The sequence below is a fragment of the Subtercola lobariae genome (genome assembly GCF_014640255.1).
Lineage (GTDB): Bacteria > Actinomycetota > Actinomycetes > Actinomycetales > Microbacteriaceae > Subtercola > Subtercola lobariae.
Genome location: NZ_BMGP01000005.1, coordinates 78,966 through 97,837, shown reverse-complemented (window position 1 = coordinate 97,837; position 18,872 = coordinate 78,966). Strand labels below are relative to the sequence as shown.

The 18,872-nt window shown below is 65.6% G+C and carries 17 protein-coding genes and 1 tRNA gene; 8 read left to right on the top strand and 10 right to left on the bottom strand.

Annotated features, from left to right (window positions below; genetic code table 11):
• Window positions 1-58: 58 nt before the first annotated feature.
• Both IEX24_RS13595 and IEX24_RS13590 read right to left on the bottom strand, forming a co-directional pair.
• Complete coding sequence (locus tag IEX24_RS13595; RefSeq protein ID WP_188679153.1) at window positions 59-1,069, bottom strand: tRNA (adenine-N1)-methyltransferase; 1,011 nt, start codon at window positions 1,067-1,069, stop codon at window positions 59-61.
• Complete coding sequence (locus tag IEX24_RS13590; RefSeq protein ID WP_188679152.1) at window positions 1,066-1,890, bottom strand: HAD family hydrolase; 825 nt, start codon at window positions 1,888-1,890, stop codon at window positions 1,066-1,068. The genes IEX24_RS13595 and IEX24_RS13590 overlap by 4 nt, the downstream gene beginning before the upstream one ends.
• A gap of 180 nt (window positions 1,891-2,070) precedes the next feature.
• Here IEX24_RS13590 and IEX24_RS13585 point away from each other — a divergent pair, with 180 nt between their 5' ends.
• A complete protein-coding gene (locus IEX24_RS13585; RefSeq protein WP_188679640.1) occupies window positions 2,071-3,030 on the top strand; it encodes a PAC2 family protein in 960 nt (319 codons plus the stop codon).
• An 86-nt stretch (window positions 3,031-3,116) separates the two neighbouring features.
• On the opposite strand, the gene IEX24_RS13580 is transcribed toward IEX24_RS13585, so the two are convergent.
• The 3 genes from IEX24_RS13580 to IEX24_RS13570 form a co-directional block, all read right to left on the bottom strand.
• Window positions 3,117-4,511, bottom strand: a complete 1,395-nt coding sequence (locus tag IEX24_RS13580; protein WP_188679151.1) for a class I tRNA ligase family protein — start codon at window positions 4,509-4,511, stop codon at window positions 3,117-3,119.
• Between the two features lie 31 nt (window positions 4,512-4,542).
• Window positions 4,543-5,406: an undecaprenyl-diphosphate phosphatase gene (locus IEX24_RS13575; RefSeq protein WP_188679150.1), complete on the bottom strand. Its 864-nt coding sequence runs from the start codon at window positions 5,404-5,406 to the stop codon at window positions 4,543-4,545.
• Window positions 5,407-5,568: 162 nt separating this feature from the next.
• Window positions 5,569-6,879, bottom strand: a complete 1,311-nt coding sequence (locus tag IEX24_RS13570; protein WP_188679149.1) for a M20/M25/M40 family metallo-hydrolase — start codon at window positions 6,877-6,879, stop codon at window positions 5,569-5,571.
• Between the two features lie 109 nt (window positions 6,880-6,988).
• On the opposite strand from IEX24_RS13570, the gene IEX24_RS13565 reads away from it, so the two are divergent.
• From IEX24_RS13565 to IEX24_RS13555, 3 genes are all read left to right on the top strand, one after another.
• A tRNA-Leu gene (locus tag IEX24_RS13565) sits at window positions 6,989-7,076 on the top strand.
• A gap of 203 nt (window positions 7,077-7,279) precedes the next feature.
• Window positions 7,280-7,483, top strand: coding sequence for a cold-shock protein (locus IEX24_RS13560; protein WP_104243768.1), 204 nt, complete (start codon window positions 7,280-7,282; stop codon window positions 7,481-7,483).
• A gap of 290 nt (window positions 7,484-7,773) precedes the next feature.
• Window positions 7,774-8,238: a nitroreductase family deazaflavin-dependent oxidoreductase gene (locus tag IEX24_RS13555; protein WP_188679148.1), complete on the top strand. Its 465-nt coding sequence runs from the start codon at window positions 7,774-7,776 to the stop codon at window positions 8,236-8,238.
• An 83-nt stretch (window positions 8,239-8,321) separates the two neighbouring features.
• Here the strand turns inward: IEX24_RS13555 and IEX24_RS13550 are convergent, their stop codons facing one another.
• Window positions 8,322-9,299: an aldo/keto reductase gene (locus tag IEX24_RS13550; RefSeq protein WP_188679147.1), complete on the bottom strand. Its 978-nt coding sequence runs from the start codon at window positions 9,297-9,299 to the stop codon at window positions 8,322-8,324.
• 16 nt (window positions 9,300-9,315) lie between these two features.
• Window positions 9,316-11,133 carry a DEAD/DEAH box helicase gene (locus IEX24_RS13545; protein WP_188679146.1) on the bottom strand — a complete coding sequence of 606 codons (1,818 nt, stop codon included), beginning with the start codon at window positions 11,131-11,133 and terminating at the stop codon, window positions 9,316-9,318.
• 225 nt (window positions 11,134-11,358) lie between these two features.
• Between IEX24_RS13545 and IEX24_RS13540 the strand changes: the two genes are divergently transcribed.
• Window positions 11,359-13,008, top strand: coding sequence for a DNA-3-methyladenine glycosylase 2 family protein (locus IEX24_RS13540; protein WP_229715315.1), 1,650 nt, complete (start codon window positions 11,359-11,361; stop codon window positions 13,006-13,008).
• Window positions 13,009-13,159: 151 nt separating this feature from the next.
• Window positions 13,160-13,963: an SGNH/GDSL hydrolase family protein gene (locus IEX24_RS13535; protein WP_188679144.1), complete on the top strand. Its 804-nt coding sequence runs from the start codon at window positions 13,160-13,162 to the stop codon at window positions 13,961-13,963.
• Window positions 13,964-14,005: 42 nt separating this feature from the next.
• Here IEX24_RS13535 and IEX24_RS13530 read toward each other — a convergent pair whose 3' ends face one another.
• Window positions 14,006-14,830, bottom strand: a complete 825-nt coding sequence (locus IEX24_RS13530; RefSeq protein ID WP_229715312.1) for a TrmH family RNA methyltransferase — start codon at window positions 14,828-14,830, stop codon at window positions 14,006-14,008.
• A 58-nt stretch (window positions 14,831-14,888) separates the two neighbouring features.
• Between IEX24_RS13530 and IEX24_RS13525 the strand changes: the two genes are divergently transcribed.
• The gene (locus IEX24_RS13525; RefSeq protein ID WP_229715310.1) at window positions 14,889-15,869 is read left to right on the top strand and encodes a Sir2 family NAD-dependent protein deacetylase; all 981 of its coding nucleotides are present in this window, start codon (window positions 14,889-14,891) and stop codon (window positions 15,867-15,869) included.
• A 125-nt stretch (window positions 15,870-15,994) separates the two neighbouring features.
• A complete protein-coding gene (locus tag IEX24_RS13520) occupies window positions 15,995-16,618 on the top strand; it encodes a histidine phosphatase family protein (protein WP_188679143.1) in 624 nt (207 codons plus the stop codon).
• On the opposite strand, the gene IEX24_RS13515 is transcribed toward IEX24_RS13520, so the two are convergent.
• Window positions 16,545-17,825: a glycosyltransferase family 4 protein gene (locus IEX24_RS13515; RefSeq protein ID WP_229715307.1), complete on the bottom strand. Its 1,281-nt coding sequence runs from the start codon at window positions 17,823-17,825 to the stop codon at window positions 16,545-16,547. The two genes, IEX24_RS13520 and IEX24_RS13515, sit on opposite strands and share 74 nt — an antisense overlap.
• Window positions 17,822-18,745: an alpha/beta fold hydrolase gene (locus IEX24_RS13510; protein WP_188679634.1), complete on the bottom strand. Its 924-nt coding sequence runs from the start codon at window positions 18,743-18,745 to the stop codon at window positions 17,822-17,824. Before IEX24_RS13510 ends, IEX24_RS13515 begins: the two co-directional genes overlap by 4 nt.
• Window positions 18,746-18,872: the final 127 nt, after the last annotated feature.

Genomic DNA, 18,872 nt, shown 5'->3' with positions numbered 1-18,872 from the left:
ATCCTCATTTCACAAAAGTTTTCAGGGCTCGATGAAGCGTTCGACGAATCGAGCGCGCTTATTCTAATTGATCAGTTTCTGAAAGCTCGGCCGCTTCACGCTGTCGAGCCACAGATGCACTGGCGCCGGCCTGCCGCACGCGCTTGCGCAAGCTCTTCGGGCTGATGCCGCGTTCGCCGAGGGCTCCGGGAGTCCAAGCCTCGACGTCGTCGTCGGAGTACTCCGACTTCGAGGCGCGACGCTTCAACTCGGGCAGCACGGCACCGGGGGCGAGCCTGCGCGAGGTCACCAAGAAGCCGGTGTGCCCGATCATCCGGTGGTCGGGGCGAACCGCGAGGCCCTCGACGTGCCAGGTGCGCACCATGGTCTCGCTCGGGTCGGGGTTAGTGAAGAGGCCTGTGCTGCGAATGGTCTCGGTGACCCGCGAGAGCTGAGTGACGGTGGCGACGTAGCAGAGCACCACGCCGCCAGGCTTGAGTGCCGCCGCCGTCGCCTCGATGCACTCCCACGGCGCGAGCATGTCGAGAATCACGCGGTCGACGGTGTGGTCAGGGTGGATGCTCGGCAGCGCCTCAGCAAGGTCGCCGACCGTCACGCTCCAGTTCGACGGGTCGTAGCCCAGAAACGAGGCCACGTTCTCGCGGGCGATGTCGGCGAACTCATCACGGCGTTCGAACGACGAGAGGCGGCCCTCGGCGCCGAGTGCGCGCAGCAGCCAGAGCGAGAGCGCGCCCGAACCGACGCCGGCCTCGACCACGGTTGCGCCGGGAAAGACGTCGGCCTGCGCGAGAATCTGCGCGGCGTCTTTGGGGTAGATGATGGCGGCGCCGCGGGGCATGGCCATGACGAAATCGGTGAGCAGCGGGCGCAGGGCGAGGTATTCGACGCCCACCGAGTTCGCCACGACGGTGCCGTCGGGCTGCCCGATGAGCGAATCGTGCTCGATCCAGCCGTGGTGGGTGTGAAAGACGGCGCCAGCCTCGAGGCTGATGCTGTTGAGCTTGCCTTTGGGCCCGGTAAGTTGCACGCGGTCTCCCGCGCGGAACGGGCCGCTGAACTGGGCAGTCATGAGGTGGCACTTTCTGTGGTTGCGGGTGTGGCTGCTGCCGCGGTGGACACTGCCGTCGCGATCGCGGTGGCGCCGACTGCTGCTGCCATCGGGTCGGCACTCGCGGCGGCGCTCGACAGGGCATCCTCGACCGAGAGCCGTGCGCGAGTGGCGTGCTGCGCGGCGAACTCGCCGAAGGTCGCCACCAGATCGGCCACACCGCGGCCGTCGAGCGTCGGCCAGAGCGCATCGGCGGGGCTGTCGGCGAGCGAGAGCATGTGCGGCACACCGATGGTCACGACGCCCGCCGCTGCGGCCGAGGCCACGCCCGTGGTCGAGTCTTCGATGGCGACGCACTGCCTGGGGTCGACACCGAGCGTTGCGGCGGCCAGCAGGTACGCCTCGGGGTTCGGCTTCGCGTTGGTGACCGAATCGCCCGAAACGACAACGTCGAACGCGTCGAAGTCGATGAACGACCGCACATGTTCGGCCATCCGCCCGATCGACATGGTCACGAGGGCGGTGGGGATGCCCGCCTCACGAATCGCGCGCAGAAGCTCCCTGGCCCCCGGCCGCCATGGCACCTTTACGCTGATCTGCTGCATCACCTGGTCGCTGAGCAGCGAGACGATGGCGTCTTCGCTCATCGCGACGCCATGACGCTGCATCGTCTGTGCGGTGCGCCAGAGGCCTGAACCGACGAGATCGAGCGCTTCTTCGTGGCTCCAGGTGCCGCCATATGACTCGATGAGGGCGGTCTGCGCGCTCATCCAATACGGCTCAGTGTCGACGAGCGTGCCGTCTAAGTCCCAAAGTACGGCGGCAGGATACAGTTCGGTCACGGGATGCCAGCCTACCGGCACTGCCAGTACCCCCGAAGGCTCGACGGCCTATCCTTGAACAATCCCCATTCGCGAAGGTTCGAAACGGCAAGGGCTAGGTCAAATAAAACGGTGGTAGACGGCAACGAAGCGCAAGGCAACAGCGCGCGAGGCAGCGCACAGTTCTTGAACGGCAAACTGATGGTTGTGGCGTTCGAGGGCTGGAACGACGCGGGGGAAGCGGCGACCGGCGCGGTGCGCATGGTGAAAGACCAACTCGATCTGGTGAGCATCGCCGAGATCGACTCTGAAGACTATTTCGACTATCAATTCAATCGCCCCACGAGCGAGTTCGATGACGACGGTCAGCGCATTCTGATCTGGCCGACGGCCGAGATATTCGGGCCCGCGAACGAGCAGCTGGGCGGCGCCCTGGCGGGTAGCGACTCGGGCAGCGACCCTGCGGGCTCTAGTAGTTCGGTTGACTCCGGCGAGGCCGGCACCGCGGGCGAGGCCGGCACCCCCGGCGTCCCCGCCTCCCCGAGCAACATCTTCTTGCTGCTCGGCACTGAGCCCTCTCGCGGCTGGAAGACGTTCACCAGCGAGGTTCTGAACGTGGCCGTCGATGCCGGGATCTCGGGGATCGTGTTTCTCGGGGCGATGCTCGCCGACGTTCCGCACACCCGGCCCATCAGCGTCTCTTCTTCGAGCGAGAACCAAGCGGTTCGCTCTGAACTCGAGATCGAACGCAGCACGTACGAAGGGCCGGTGGGCATCCTGAGTGTGCTCGCCGATGCGGCCGAGCAGGCGGGCATCCCCACCGTCACACTGTGGGCCGCGGTGCCGCACTACGTGCACAATGCGCCATCGCCCAAGGCGACCTTGGCACTCATCGAGAAGCTCGAGGGCCTCATCTCGGTCGACGTGCCGCGCGGCGATCTGGTCGAAGAGGCCGAGGCGTGGGAGACGGGCATCAACACCCTGGCCGGCGAAGACGACGAGATGGCGTCGTACATTCAGCAGCTCGAACAGGCGCGCGACACCGTCGACTCGCCCGAGGCGAGCGGCGAGGCCATCGCCCAAGAGTTCGAGCGCTACCTGCGCAAACGCGATGGCGGCACTCCCCCCGCCACGGGCGGCTCCGAGCCCTGGCGCCCCTGACCCTCGCCCCTGGCGCCCCCCTCTCCGCGATCACAAAAACCTACCCAAATCCGCGATTTTGGGTCAGTTTTTGTGATCGCGGGCGCTTAGGAGAGGCGGATTCCGAGCAAGGCGTCGAGGGCGCCTTCGACGAGGGGGGTGAGCGGGCGCGCGGCGAACCACGCGTCGAGCTCGTCGAGCGCGGCCGGGGTGTCGAGGTCGTCGGCGAGACGCTCGCGCAGGCGGCCCAGCAGGGTGACGGCTTCGGCGTCATCGAGTTCGGTGCGTGACGCTTTCGTGTAGGCCGTGAGGCGAGTGGATGCCCGCTCGAGGTCGGCCTCGGAGTACTCCCAATCACTGCGGTAGTGGTGCGCCAGCAGCGCGAGTCGAATCACCCGAGCATCCACCCCCGCGGCGGTCAAACGCGAGACCAGCACGAGGTTGCCGAGCGACTTGCTCATCTTCTCGCCCTGATAGGCCACCATTCCGGTGTGCGCGTGGATGCCCGCAAAAGGCTCACCGGTCAACGCCGTCGCGTGCGCGGCACTGAACTCGTGGTGCGGAAAGATGAGGTCGCTGCCACCGCCCTGAACGGCGAAGTCGGTGCCGAGGTGTTGCAGCGCGATGACCGAGCATTCGATGTGCCAGCCGGGGCGCCCGGCGCCGATGCCCGCGGGCCAGCCCAGCGTGCCGGTCGCGGCCGTGACGCCGACGTCAGCTGAACTGCTCACGGGCCGGTTCGACGAGTTGGCTGAGGCCGCCGCCGCCGCCGCCGCCGCTGTCGCCTCGTCGTCGAGGTCGGCTGCGCCGTCAGTGGGCCAACTCGGCTCGCCGGCCCTCGCCACCCGCCAGAGCAGCGGATCGAGGGCGTCGTGCTTGCCGGGCCGCTCGGGGTCTCCCCCGCGCTGGGCGAACACCTCGAGCATGGTGTCGCGGTCGTAGCGGCTCTCGAAACCGAGGTGCCAGCTCGTGTCGGCGGCGGCGCGCGCGGCATCGAAGTAGACGTCGCTGTCGCCGGGGTTCGAGGCGTCGGGCGTGGGCACGGTGTACGCGAAGCCGAGGTGCAGCAGCTCGGCAACGGCTGCGGCGATCTCGTCGATGACCTCAGTCACCGCCACGTAGTTCTGCGGAGCGAGGATGCGCAGCGCCTGCATGTCACCGCGAAAGAGCTCGATCTGCGACGCAGCGAGCTCACGCCAGTCGACCCCGGTGGCCGCCGCGCGCTCGAGCAGCGGGTCGTCGATGTCGGTGATGTTCTGCGCGTAGTTCAGAGTGAACCCCGCGTCGAGCCAGAGCCGGTTGAGGGTGTCGAATGCGAGATACGTCGAGGCGTGACCGAGATGCGTGGCGTCGTAGGGGGTGATGCCGCAGACATAGAGGCCGGCACGGGCATCCGCCCCGACCGCCGTCTGCTCGATCTGCCCCGTGGCCTGATTGAACAGACGAGGTTCGCTGCCAACGCCTGGAAGAGTGGGAACGTCGGGTGAACGCCAGGAATGCACTAGTGAACTCTAATCGCGAAAACCCTGAGGGCTAGGCCGCGATGGTGTTCGTCAGCAGCAAGACCGCCAGCACCACGCCGAGCGCTAGGCGGTAGATGACGAAGGGGGTGAAGCTGTGCCGCGAGATGTAGTTCATGAAGAACGCGATGACCACCAGGCCCACGGCGAAGGAGACGACGGTGGCCACGGCGGTGTCGGCCGCGTTGAAGATCTCGGGCGTGCATCCGGTCGACGACGCAAGCGCGGCCGTACAGGGGTCTTTGATCGACTTGTAGACCTGAAAGAGCCCGCTGCCGAAGACGGCGGGCATGGCGAGCAAGAAGGAGTACCGCGCTGCGGCCTTACGTTCGTAACCCATGAAGAGCCCGGCGGTGATCGTTCCACCCGAACGTGAGACACCCGGGATGAGCGCGAGGGCCTGCGCGAAGCCGTAGATGATGCCGTGCGGGTAGGTCAGGTCTTTCAGGCGGCGTTTCTGCGCGCCGACGTGGTCGGCGATGAAGAGCAGAATGCCGAAGACGATGAGCGTGCCCACGACGATCCAGAGCGAACGGAGCACGGTCTCGATCTGGTCTTGAAAGAGCAGCCCCAGCACGATGATGGGAATGCTGCCGATGATGATGAGCCAGCCCATGCGCGCATCGGGGTCGTCGCGCGGCACCCGGCCCACGAGTGAACGAGCCCACTTCGACACGATTCGCACGACGTCGCGCCAGAAGAACACCAGCACGGCGGCTTCTGTGCCGAGTTGGATGATCGCGGTGAACGCGGCGCCCGGGTCGCCGCCGGTGCCGATGAGCTCGCCCACGATCTTGATGTGAGCGCTCGACGAGATGGGCAGAAACTCGGTGAGGCCCTGAACGAGGCCCAAGATGATGGCTTGAAAGAACTCCATGAACTCACTTTCGGTCGGGCCCGACGGGGCACGGCTGGTCTTCGGCAGCAAGCCATGGGGCTGCAGCCTGCAAGAAGATGGCGGCCATCATGGGCACCGGTGGGCTGATCTGCTCAGCCGCTGTTTCGGCCTCTGTCAGGGGCTTCGGCGCGGCCCGCGGCTTCAGTAGCGAAGCAGCAGATCGGTCAGAACATCTGTGCCAAAGACTAGTGCGTCGAGCGGCACTCGTTCGTCAACGCCATGGAAGAGCGCCGGAAAATCGAGGTCTGCGGGCAGCTGAAGCGGGGCGAATCCGTAGCCCTTGATGCCGAGCAGGCTGAGTGCTTTGTTGTCGGTGCCGGCCGACAAGAGGTAGGGCAGAACCTCGGCTCCGGGGTCGAAGCGGTTGAGGCTCGAAATCATCTGGTCGACCAGCGGGCCCTGAAAATCGGTCTCGAGACCCACATCTTCGTGCATGATTTCGAGCTCGATGTCGGGGCCGGCGAGCTCACGAATTCGCGCCAGAACCTCGACTTCGTCGCCGGGCAGCACTCGCACGTCGATCATCGCCTCGGCCCGGTCGGGTATGACGTTCACCTTGTATCCGCCCGAAAGCAGGGTGGGGTTGGTGGTGGTGCGCAGGGTCGCGGAGATGAACCTCGACGCCGTGCCTGTGGCGATGGCCAGCTCTTCGGCCGAAACGCGCTGCGGGTCTCGGCCCAGAATTGCGGCCACGGCATCCAGCAGCTGGCGGGTGGTTTTGGTGAGCTTGACGGGCCATTCTTGGCTGCCGATTCGGGCGACTGCGCCGGCCAGACGCGTGATGGCGTTCTCTGCGTTGATCTGCGACCCGTGGCCCGCGCGGCCGTGCGCAATGAGTTTGACCCAGATGAGAGCTTTCTCACCGGTTTGTACGAGATAGGCGCGTTTTCCTTCGAGATCGATCGAATAACCGCCCACTTCGCTGATGGCTTCGGCGGCGCCGTCGAAGAGCTCCGGATGTTCGCGCACGAGGTAGTGCGAACCGAACACTCCCCCGGCCTCTTCGTCGGCGAAGAACGCCACCACGAGATCTCGTGCGGGCTGGCGACCGCTGCCGAGTATCTCGCCGAGGGCGGTGAGAATCATCGCATCCATGTTCTTCATGTCGACAGCGCCGCGGCCCCAGACCATGCCGTCGCGAATCTCACCGCCGAAGGGGTCGACCGACCAGTCGTCGGCGATGGCGGGAACCACGTCGAGGTGGCCGTGCACCACGAGCGCGGGGGCGTCGGGGTTCGTGCCCTCGATACGAGTCACGACGCTGGTGCGGGTTGGTGCCGAATCGAACAGCTGCGGCTTCAAGCCCAGCGCCTTCAGCTCGGCTTCGACATACTCGGCGGCGATCGTCTCGCCGTTCGACTTACCCTCGCCGTAGTTGCTCGTGTCGAACCGAATCAGGTCGCGAGTGATACGCGCGGTTCGGTCAAGGGAAGAATCGCTAGTCGACGTCATGACTTCACGCTACCGGCAGGCCGCCTGGGCGGAGTGCGTTTAGCGACCGGATGTTCCGTGCTATCGTCTTACCTTGTTGTTGCAGCGTGAGCCGCAATCAAAAACACCTGTCCGGGTGGCGGAAATGGTAGACGCGCTAGCTTGAGGTGCTAGTGCCTGTTATGGGCGTAGGGGTTCAAGTCCCCTTTCGGACACCAAGTAAAAAAATGGGATTAGAGCTTTGGCTCTGATCCCATTCTCTTTTGGGGTAGTCTTGTACGTGAAGTTGCTGTGCCTCGCAGTTCTGAATGCTCGCGGCCAAGCCCCGTTGCCCATTGCGCTTGAAAGATGGATGACAGGCACCGCGCTATCAGGGCCCCACAGTGGGGTCTAAATAGAACGCTCCTGGAGGAGTTTTAACATGGCAATTGGTACCGTCAAATGGTTTAACGCTGAAAAAGGCTTCGGCTTCATCGCCCCCGAAGATGGCAGCCCCGACGTTTTCGCTCACTACTCGGCAATCGCATCGAACGGCTACAAGTCGCTCGACGAGAACCAGCGTGTTGAGTTCGACGTAACTCAGGGCCCGAAGGGCCCGCAGGCTGAGAACATCCGCAGCCTGTAATACTGGCTCGTTTGAATCGCTTTGCGATTCAAACCGGATGATGAAGCTCGTTTGAAGAACCCCTCGGCCTTGTGGCCGGGGGGTTCTTCGGTTTAAGCGAATGGGGTGCGCGGATGCTGTGGTGGGTGGGTGCGGATGCAGGGGTGCGGATGCTGTGGTGGGTGGGAGGAGTTAAGCTCGCGCGGATGAGTTTGCTCGGGGTGAGGCTGTTAGTGCGTATTGAGGCCGGTAGAGGGGGCTCAGATGGGCGCAACGGGCTCACTGGGGGATGAATACGCGATGATGAAGGTATGAGCGATGCGATTGTTGGGGAAGCTGGGTCTAGTGCGGAGAATCCGCTCGACAATGAGTCGGAGTGGGTGAAGAAGCAGATCGCGGAGTATGTCGCGACCGATGGGGTGAAACCGGTGTTTCGGCACGGTTCTCCGCTGTTGCTGCTGACGACGAAGGGGCGCAAGACGGGAGTATGGCGGCGCACAGCGCTCATCCACGGTGAAGACGAGGGGCGCCAGATCATCGTCGCTTCGCTGGGGGGCGCGCCGAAGCATCCTGTTTGGTATCTGAACCTCGAGGCGAACCCTGATGTCTATCTGCAGGTGGGCGCGCACTCGTTTTACGGCGTCGCACGCACGGCCACGCCTGAGGAGAAGCCCGCCCTCTGGCAGAAAATGGTCGACATCAACCCCGACTACGCCGACTACCAGCGCAAAACCGACCGCGAAATACCCATCGTCATCATCGACCCGAAGCCGTAATCGCTAGCAGCGCCGGCCGCTAAAAGCGCGGGCCACTAGAAGCGCCGGCCGCTAGAAGCCCTGGCCGCTCGAGGCCCCGGCCGCTAGAAGCCGGTGGGGGTGTGGGGAGTGTAGGGGGCCTCGAGGGTGGTGAGTTCGTCGGGGGTGAGGGTGAGGGCGAGCGAGGCTACGGCATCGTCGAGGTGCTGCTGCTTCGTAGCCCCCACGATGGGCGACGTCACCGCGGGCTGCTGCCGCACCCAGGCGAGAGCTACTTGGGCGCGGGAAACGCCGTGGGCCGTCGCGACCTGGCCGACGGCATCCACTACCCCGTGGTCAGAGTCTTCGGTGCCGGCATAGACGCGGGCCGAAACGTTGTCGGTGTCGTCGCGAAAAGTGCTTTCGCCCCACGGGCGAGTGAGGCGGCCGCGCGCTAGCGGGCTCCACGGCAGCACTCCGACCCCCTGGTCGACGCAGAACGGGTGCATTTCGCGCTCTTCTTCACGCTGAATGAGGTTGTAGTGGTCTTGCATCGAGACGAAACGCGTGAAGCCGTTGAGATCGGCCGTGTACTGGGCCTTCGCGAACTGCCAGGCGAACATGGATGATGCACCGATGTAACGCGCTTTACCTGCCTTCACGACGTCATGCAAGGCTGCCATAGTCTCTTCGATGTCAACCGTGTCATCCCACCGGTGAATTTGGTAAAGGTCGACGTAGTCGGTGCCGAGCCGGCTGAGGCTCGCATCGATCTGGTTCATGATGTGCACCCGAGAGAGCCCGCCGCCGTTGGGGCCTGGGCGCATGCGGCCGTGCACCTTCGTAGCGATGACGATCTCTTCGCGCGAGGCGAAGTCGGCCAGCGCTCGGCCGACGATCTCTTCGCTTGTGCCGTCTGAATACACGTTGGCCGTGTCGAACGTAGTGATTCCGAGTTCGAGGGCCTTACGGATGAACGGGCGTGACGTTTCTTCGTCGAGAGTCCACTCGTGATTGCCGCGGTCTGCAACACCGTAGCTCATGCAGCCGAGCGTGATGGCCGACACCTCGAGGCCGCTTGCGCCGAGTTTCAGATAGTCCATGGTGATGCTCCCTCGCTCAATGACTGCCCATCCATTTACGTACCACTGCAATTCTGGCCTGAAGTTGCGTCACGCTGGCCTGTGCTACCGCAGGGCCGCCGCAGACGCGGCGCAATTCGGCGTGGATCAGCCCGTGCGGCTCGCCCGAGGTCTTGGCCCAGATGCCCACCACGCTGTTCAGCAGCGAGCGCTGCTCTTTGAGGGTGCGGTACAGCGGTGCTGCGGGCGCAGCATCCGGAGTCTCGACGACCGGCGCGATGTACCCGGGCTCGGTTTTGCGCTTGGCCTGCCGCTGCTGCCGGTGCTGCAGCAGCTCGCGCACCTGGTCGGGTTCGAGCAGGCCGGGAATGCCGATGAAGTCGAGCTCTTCGTCGCTGCCGACGATGGCTTCGGCGCCGAACTCGGTGTTCTCGTAGACCACCCGGTCGAAGGTGGCGTGCGACGAAATCGCCTCGAAGCTGAACTCTTGCTGCAACGCGTCTGATGCCTTGGCTTCGCGATTCGCGGCATCCATCATGTCTTCTTCGGGGGTGAACCCGTCGATGGCAGGGTCGCCCGTTTCGCGACGGTCGAGGGCGTGGTCGCGTTCGAGCTCCATTGCGCCGGCGAGCGCCATCAGCGACGGCACGTTCGGCAAGAAGATGGAGGCGGTCTCGCCGCGGCGGCGGGCGCGCACGAAACGCCCGATGGCCTGCGCGAAATAGAGCGGGGTGGCGGCCGAGGTGGCGTAGACGCCCACCGAAAGGCGCGGAATGTCGACGCCCTCAGACACCATGCGCACGGCGACCATCCAGCGGCGAGACGAGTTCGAGAACTCTTCGATGCGGTCGCTCGCCTCCTTCTCGTCAGAGAGCACCACGGTGACAGGCTGACCCGAAATGTTCTCGAGCAATTCGGCGTACGCGCGGGCGGCGTAGTGGTCGGTCGCAATGACGAGGCCACCAGCATCCGGAATCGAATGCCGCACCTCGCTCAGACGGCGGTCTGCGGCCTTCAAGACCGACGGAATCCAGTCGCCCTTCGGGTCGAGCGCGGTGCGCCAGGCCTGCGAGGTGATGTCTTTGGTGTTGCCCTCGCCGAGGCGCGCCTCCATCTCTTCGCCCACGCTGTCGCGCCAGCGCATGTGGCCGGCGTAGACCATGAACATGACGGGTCGAACAACGCCGTCGGCCAGCGCGCGGCCGTAACCGTAGTTGTAGTCGGTCTGCGAGAGCCTGATGCCGTGTTCGTCGGGCAGGTAGGCCACAAAGGGAATTGGTGCGGTATCTGAACGAAATGGGGTGCCGGTGAGCGACAACCGTCTGGTGGCGGGCTCGAACGCCTCACGTATGGCGTCGCCCCAGCTGAGGGCGTCGCCGCCGTGGTGCACTTCGTCGAGAATCACCAGGGTGCGGCCGCTCAGCGTGATGTCGCGGTGCAGTTCGGCTCGCACTGCGACCTGCGCGTAGGTGACGGCAGCGCCGTGGTAGTGGCGGGCGTGGCGGCCGTGGCTGTTCTTGAACATGGGGTCGAGACGGATGCCCGCCCGGTCTGCCGCGTCAGCCCACTGTTTTTTCAGGTGCTCGGTGGGGGCGACTACGGTGATGCGGTCGATCGTTCCCCTGGCCAGCAACTCGGCCGCGAGGCGCAGGGCGAAGGTCGTTTTACCTGCGCCTGGTGTAGCCGCGGCGAGAAAATCGCGTGGTTCGTGTTCGAAATAGGCGGTAAGGGCTTCTGATTGCCAGGCGCGGAGCTTTCCGGCGGTTCCCCAGGCTGCACGCTCGGGAAATGACGGCGAGAGATGCTCGGCCGCACTGGTTCCGATCGGGGGTTTGGATGAGGGCAGAATAGTCACTTCGAAAGACCTTACCCGCTGATCGGGCGGCTCGCCCAAGCGGGCCGCGCGGTGGGTGGTGCCGTGAGTCGCGCGGTGAGTTGTGCTGTGTAGTACCCTGGTTTGTGCCGTGTTGTGCTGCGGTTCGTGCCGTGGTTTGTGCTGTATTTTGTGCTCGGCTGTGCATGCTGCAGCCGTGTCTGATTTTCGCTAGGGCACCGGATGCCCGTGCCGCAGAATAGAGGCGTGACCAGTTCTTTCGACCCCGTGTTCGACCAGCGCTACCGTGCCATGAAGGCGAAAGACGCCCGTTTCGACGGCCAGTTCATCACGGGCGTTCACACCACGGGAATCTACTGCCGGCCGAGCTGCCCGGCGCGCACTCCGCACCCGCAGAACGTGAGTTTCTATCTCACGGCGGCCGCGGCGCATGAGGCCGGGCTGCGGGCGTGCAAGCGGTGTTTTCCCGACGCGGTGCCGGGCTCGCCGGAGTGGAATCTGCGCGACGACCTCTCGGCTCGGGCGATGCGGCTGATCGAAGACGGAGTGGTTGATCGGGAGGGCGTGGAGGGTCTGGCGCTTCGGCTCGGATACACGCCGCGGCATCTCACCCGGGTACTGACCGCCGAGCTCGGAGCAGGCCCGCAGGCGCTCGCCCGGGCTCACCGCGCGCAAAGCGCCCGGGTTCTGCTGCAGAGCACCGAGCTGCCGGTGACGCAGGTGGTTTTCGCGAGCGGATTCTCGAGCGTGCGCGCCTTCAACGACACGATCGCGGCGGTGTACGAGACCTCGCCCACCGCACTTCGGGAGGCGGCGCGGCGGGCACACCGCCTCGCGCCGCAGTTCGTATCTGAATCCGTTGCAGAGACGGCCGAGGGCGCGGGAACGCCCGGCGGTCTCGTGACGGTGACGCTGCCGGCGCGGCTGCCGTTCGACGGGGCGGGGGTCATGGCGTTCCTGGCCGATCGCGCCATTGCGGGGGTCGAAGACGTCAGCGAGGGTGTGTACCGCCGCGGGTTACGGCTCCCCCACGGTGCGGCCACCATCGCGGTTGACGTGCGTGACGACGGCGTGGTGTGCACGGCGCGGCTGCAGAACCTCGCCGATCTCTCGACGCTCGCTGCTCGGGTGCGGCGACTCTTCGATCTTGATGCCGATGCGCAGAGCATCGATGAAGCGCTGAGCGACTGCGCCGAGCTGCGTGAGAGCGTCGAACGGGTGCCGGGCATCCGGTTGCCGGGGGCAATGGATGCTCACGAAATAGTTTTTCGCGCCCTGATCGGCCAGCAGATCTCGACAAAGGCCGCGCGAACCGTTCTGGGCAGGCTGGCGGCCGCGCTGGGTGACCCGCTCGAGCTGATGGCCGCTGACGCTGCAGCCGCGGGTGGGGGCTCAAGCCCTGGTATATCGAGCGCCCAATCTGCTCCGGACAACATGGCTGGGGTGGGCGCGAGCCCCAGGCAACGCGGACCTGGCACTACAACCGGGGCAGACGGCGTGGGCGTGACGACGCTGTTTCCGACGGCGGCGCAGATCGCGGTGGGTGGTCGCGAGGTGCTGCGTGGGCCGAAACGGCGCATCGATACGATCATGCGCGTCGCCGAGGCCTTGGCGTCGGGCGAGCTCGTTGTCGACGTAGGAGTGTCGCACGCGCAACTCACCGCAGATCTGACGGCGCTGCCCGGAATCGGCGACTGGACCGCCGGCTACGTGGCGATGCGAGTGCTCGGCGCTCCCGACGTTCTGCTCGACGGCGACCTCGCCATCAGGGCCGGTGCCGCAGCGCTGGGGCTGCCCTCCGACCGCCGCGAGCTCGCCCGGTTCGCCGAGCAGCTCTCGCCCTGGCGCAGTTACCTCGGCATGCACCTCTGGCGCGCAAACCACCGCCCCGAGTGACCACCGGCACGAGTGACCACCGCCTCGAGTGACTACCGCCGAGAGGGCCGCGGGTGGGTTCGGGGCCCGAGGTGCGGGTTTCGCGCGTGGGCGGCACGAGCATCCGGCAGCAGTCGTAGGCTGGAGCGAGAACGCGAAGGAGGCCGCGACTGTGACCGAACCACACCCGTGGCGCAGGTATGTGGCGCTCGGCGACTCGTTCACCGAGGGCATCGGAGACCCCGAACCGCAGAGCCCGGGTGGGCACCGCGGCTGGGCCGATCGAGTGGCCGAAGTATTGAGCGCTCAGGCCGACGGAGACTTCTCGTATGCCAACCTAGCGATTCGCGGGCGTCTCATTCGGCAGATTCTCGATGAGCAGATCGAGCCTGCGCTTGAGCTCAAGCCCGACCTCATCACCATTGCCGCCGGTGGCAACGACGTCATTCGGCCGGGCACCGACCCCGACCTCATCGCCGCGCAGTTCGACGCCGGAATCGCCGATCTCAAACGAAGCGGCGCCACCATCGTGATCTTCACCGGAACCGACGTGGGTTTCTCGCCGGTGTTTCGCGGCATTCGCGGCAAAGTGGCGATTTACAACGAGAACATCCGCTCGGTCGCGGCCCGTCACGACCTCATCGTGGCCGACCAGTGGGGTCTGGCGTCGATTCAAGACTCCGCATTCTGGGCGCCTGACCGCCTGCATCTGAACTCGTACGGACACCACGAAGTCGCACGAATGGTGCTCGCGGCGCTCAATGTGCCGAACGATCTGCAACCGAACTCACCCGAACCCCTGCCGGCCGCCAGCTGGCGTCAGGCCCGAGCGGGCGACCTGGTGTGGGCACGCGAATACTTCGTGCCGTGGGTGCTGCGCCGCGTTCGCCGCCAATCGTCGGGTGATGGCCTCTCACCGAAGCGACCGGATGCTCTGCCCGTCGCCTACGCCCTGACTCCCCCGCTCGCCGAGTAGTCACCCGCGCACCAGCGCCGGGCCGCCCCGTGCGCGGTCGACCTACTCGCGCACGCGCAACGCCCAGAGCGCCACCGCGCTCGCCGACGCCACATTCAGCGAGTCGACCCCGTGCAGCATCGGAATGGTCACCACCCGGTCGGCGACCGAGAGCGCCGCACGGCTGAGGCCGTCGCCCTCGGTGCCGAACACGATCGCCACCCGCTCGGGCGGCGCCACTGCATACTCGTCGAGCGTCACCGCCGATGAACTCAGCGCCAGCGCGGCGATCTCGAACCCGGCCTCGTGCAGCAGTGGCGCGGCTTCGTTCCATTCGGGCAACCTCGTCCACGGCACCTGCAGCACGGTGCCCATCGAGACGCGAACGCTGCGCCGGTAGAGCGGGTCTGCGCAGCGCGGCGTGATGAGCACCGCGTCGGCACCGAGCCCGGCCACCGAACGAAAGATCGCTCCCACGTTCGTGTGATCGACGATGTCTTCTAAAATGACCACCCGCCGGGCATCCTGAAGCAGCGACGAAACAGACGGCAGCTCGGGACGGTGCATCGACGCCAGCGCTCCCCGGTGCAGGTTGAACCCCGTGAGGCTCTCGAGCAACTCAGACGAACCCACGTAAATCGGCACGTCGTCTGAAACGAGGCCCCGGATGCCCGGCAGCCACTTCTCTTCGCACAACACCGACCGGGGGCGGTGGCCTGCCGCTATCGCGCGCTCGATGACCTTGCTCGACTCCGCGATGTACAGCCCGCCCTCTGGCTCGCTCACCCGGCGCAGCGCCACGTCGGTCAGCCCGCGGTAGTCGGCCAGAAAGTCGCCGTCGGTGGTGAGACCAGGCGCGGGAAGATCGGTAATGTGAATAACGGGCACAACAGCTACTCTGCCAGCCGCCGGAAACAAATCCGAAAACTGCGTTGTTTAGACTGAAGTGAGTATTACAGGTCAGGAGGGCGGTCAGATGGCACTGATCGACTCCGAGCGCGAAACGGCCGAGCGCGAAACAGCCGAGCACAACACTGCACAGCGCGACACTGCAGAGCACGCCGCGGCAGCGCGCAACACTGCAGAGCACGGCGCGCCCGAAAGCCTCAAGGCCGCAGCCCAGCTCGACGAAATCGCTGCTCTGCTCGCCGGCAAACGCGTTGTCATTCTCACCGGCGCCGGAATGAGCACCGACTCCGGCATTCCCGACTACCGCGGCGAAGGCGCCCCGAAGCGCAACCCGATGACGTTCGACCAGTTCTTGTCGAGCCCGCAGTACCGGCAACGGTATTGGGCCGGTAGCCACCTCGGCTGGAAGCTGTTCGACTCGGCTAGACCTAACGGCGGCCACACGATTCTGGCCGAAATGGAAGCCAAAGACGTTCTCACCGGCGTCATCACCCAGAACGTCGACGGCCTGCATGTTCGGGCGGGCTCCAACCGCGTGGTCGATTTGCACGGCTCGATGGACAGAGTTCGCTGCCTCAATTGCGGCCAGATGTACGCCCGAGTGAGCGTCGCCGATCAGATCGACGAGGCGAACCCGTGGATGGCCGAGCCCGACGCCGTCTCGGTGAACCCCGATGGTGACGCAGAGGTGACCAATTGGCACGATTTTGTTGTTCCGGCGTGCACGGTGTGCGGCGGCACCTTGAAGCCCGATGTGGTGTTCTTCGGCGAGTTCATTCCCAAAGAGCGGTTCGGTGAAGCGAGTGACTTGGTGCGGGCATCCGACGCCCTCATTATTGCCGGGTCGTCGCTCGTAGTGAACTCGGGCATTCGGTTGCTCGAGCAGGCTCGTAGGCGCAGGTTGCCCGTGGTCATCATCAATCGCGGAATAACCAAGGGCGATTCGCGCGCGACTGTTAAGCTCGACGCAGGAACAACCCAGACGCTGACCGCCCTGGCCGCACGATTGCTGCCCTGAGCGTTCGCCGCCTCGGTTGGCCCGCCTGAGCGGTGGTGGCCACCTCGCGACCACTGCGAGGGTCGACAGCGCCACAAGCGCCGACTAGCGCCCACAAGCGCCGACAGCTCGGAGGAACGCCAGTTATGACCCACCTCGCACTCGTGCGGCACGGCCAGACCGACTGGAACCTGGCCAAACGCATTCAGGGCAGCACCGATATTCCGCTGAATGCAACCGGCCGCGCCGAGGCGAAAGCTACGGCAGAGACCCTGGCCGAGTCGCAGTGGGATGGAATTCTGACCAGCCCCCTCGGCCGCGCGGTGGAGACGGCCGAGATCATTGCGAACGTGCTCGACCTGGGCGAACCCGAGGCGGTCGAAGCGTTGGTCGAGCGACACTACGGCGAGGCCGAGGGGCTCGATTTCGACGAGCTGCACCGGCGGTTTCCGGCGCAGAGCACCGTTCCCGGCCGTGAGACTCACGCGCAGGTGCGCCAACGCGTGCATGAGGCGCTGATGGAGATCGCCGAACGGCGCCCCGGCCAAGCACTGATTGTCGTCGCGCATGGCGGCGTCATCAGCTCACTCGTGCGCTACGCCACCGACGGCGCACGCCCGCGGCCCGACGAGCGCATACCCAATGGCTCGGTGCACTACTTCAGCTACGCGGACGGCCATCTGCGGCTCGATGAGTTCAACGGCGCGCCGGCTTCTGAGCCAGCTCTCGAAGCACTGCCAGAAGCGCCCGCGCTGACGCCGCCCAGCTGAATGTGGCCGCCTGGTTGAGGCCGGCGGCGGAGAGCCGCTGCCATTCGGGTTCGTTTTCTAGCGTTCTGACGGCTGAGGCGAACGCGGCGGGGTCTTCGGAACCGAAATACAACGCCGCCTCTCCCCCGATCTCGCGAAAGACGGCAATATCGCTGACGACCACCGGCGTACCCCGGCCCATCGCTTCGACCAGCGGAATGCCGAAACCTTCGTTCAACGACGCCGTCACCAGCGCGGTGGCGCGATCGAGTTCGGCGAGGTATTCGTCGTCGCTGGCACCGCCGTGAAACACGAGGTTCGCGCCCGGAGCCAGCGCGGTGAGGCGTCGGCGGTCGTCGTCTCGCACCGTGCTCATGAGGTGCAGCTCGTACTCGGGCAGCAGCGCCATGCCGCGCACCAGGGTCTCCACGTTCTTGTAGGGCATGAACGAGCCCATATAAACGAGCGATTTCGCTCGTTTTGTGGGCTCAGTAACGAGTGATTTCGTTCGTGTCGTTGGCTCAGTAACGAGCGATTTCGCTCGCTGTCGGGCAGCGGATGCACCCCCCTCCGCCACCTCGCCAGCCACCGCTTCGGCGTCGAGAGTATCGGCCGCGTTGCTCACCACCACGATGGGCCGCTTCGTGAGGTGATGCTCGTTCACGAGCGCCTCGGTGGTGTGCGAAACGGTGACCACGGTGTCGGCCCGGTTCAAGAGCATCCGTTGCGGCCACCAGGCCTTGTGGTACAGCCGCCAGAGCAGTCGCAGCGGCCAGGCGAATTCGCGGGGCGGTGTGGGGTTGGAGTAGTAGATCAGGTCGTGCACCGTGAGCGCGAGCGGATACTTTCGGCCGAGCGTGCCCATGGTCTGCATGGGGGTGAACACCACGTCGGGTTCGAGCTTGTTGACCTGCAGCGCCACGAAAAGCTCGCGCGGGCTCGTCGGCGAGCTGGCGAGGCGCCACGGCAGGTCGGGAAGGTTCGCGAGCTGTCGTTTGTCGCTGATGAGCATGGTGATGGTGTCTGAACCGCGCTCGGCCGCTGCCTGCTCAACCTCGGCCTGTTCGGTCGCTGTCTGCTCAGCCGTTGCCTGTTGAGCCGCTGTCTGCTCAGCCGCTGCCTGTTCGGCCGTCAGCTCGGCCAACGCCGTCACCAGCCCCGCCGAGTACCGGCTGATGCCGTCGTGACGCCCGATGCGCACGTACCGGCAGTCGAAGACGATGTTCACGCGAGTCGCTTCTCGCCGAGAAACGTCTCGATGGCGGCAGCCGCTTCGACCGGGCGTTCGTAGTGAATGAGGTGGCCTACGCCCGCGAGAACGACGAGCCGAGCATCCGGAATCAGCGCCGCCAGCCGCTCTTCGGCCGCCACCGGAGTGATGTCGTCTTTGTCGCCCGCGACCAGCAGGGTCGGCGGCGAGATCTGCGCCGCGAACTCCGACACGTCGTTGCTCACCGAGGCCTCGAACGCCTCAACGACCACGGCGCGGTTCGAGAAGGCGCCGAAGTACTGGTGGTGCTGGCTGTGAATCCATCGGCGAAGGCCGGAGTCTTTCGTCTTCGCCATGGTGATGCTGATGAACCGGGTGACGATGCTGAGCCGCAACCAGGCGAAGCCGAGCTTCTGCGGCAGCCAGGCGCCCACCTTGTAGTAGAACACCGCGAGCCGGGTCAGAATGCCGCGCGGGCCCGAGAGCGCGGGCGCGGCGATGGGGTTCACCAGCACCACTTCGGTGGCCGCGAGCCCGTCGGCGAGGGCGGCTGCGACGATGATCGAGCCGAACGAGTGGCCGAGCACCACGAAATCGCTGCCGATGTCGCCCGACGAGCGCAGCTGATCGACGAGCTCACGCAGCCAGGCCGAATACGCTGTGATGTCGTGTTTCGCGCCGAGCGGGGTTGAGATTCCGAACCCGGGAAGGTCGGCCACGATGACCCGGTAGCCCTGAAGCTGTGCGGCCACCGGCTCGAGGCCGTGGTGATCGCCGCGGAAGCCGTGCACCAGCAGAATCGTGGTGACCGCCGCGTCAGGGTGGATGCCCGCGGGGCCGTAGATCCAGAGCTCGGTGGTGCCGCCGCGAACGGCGAGACTCTGGCGCGTGAGAGGTTTTGCGGCGAGCTGCGCTTCGAAGGGAGAGGGCGGAATCATCGCGGTCAACTCTAGTTCGAACATCCACTGCCCACCGGCTGCGACGGCAGCATGTGGCGAACCTTCAGGCACGAACGACGCCGAGCGCAAGGGCAACCGCCAAAAAACATCGCGGCAGTGCAACCTG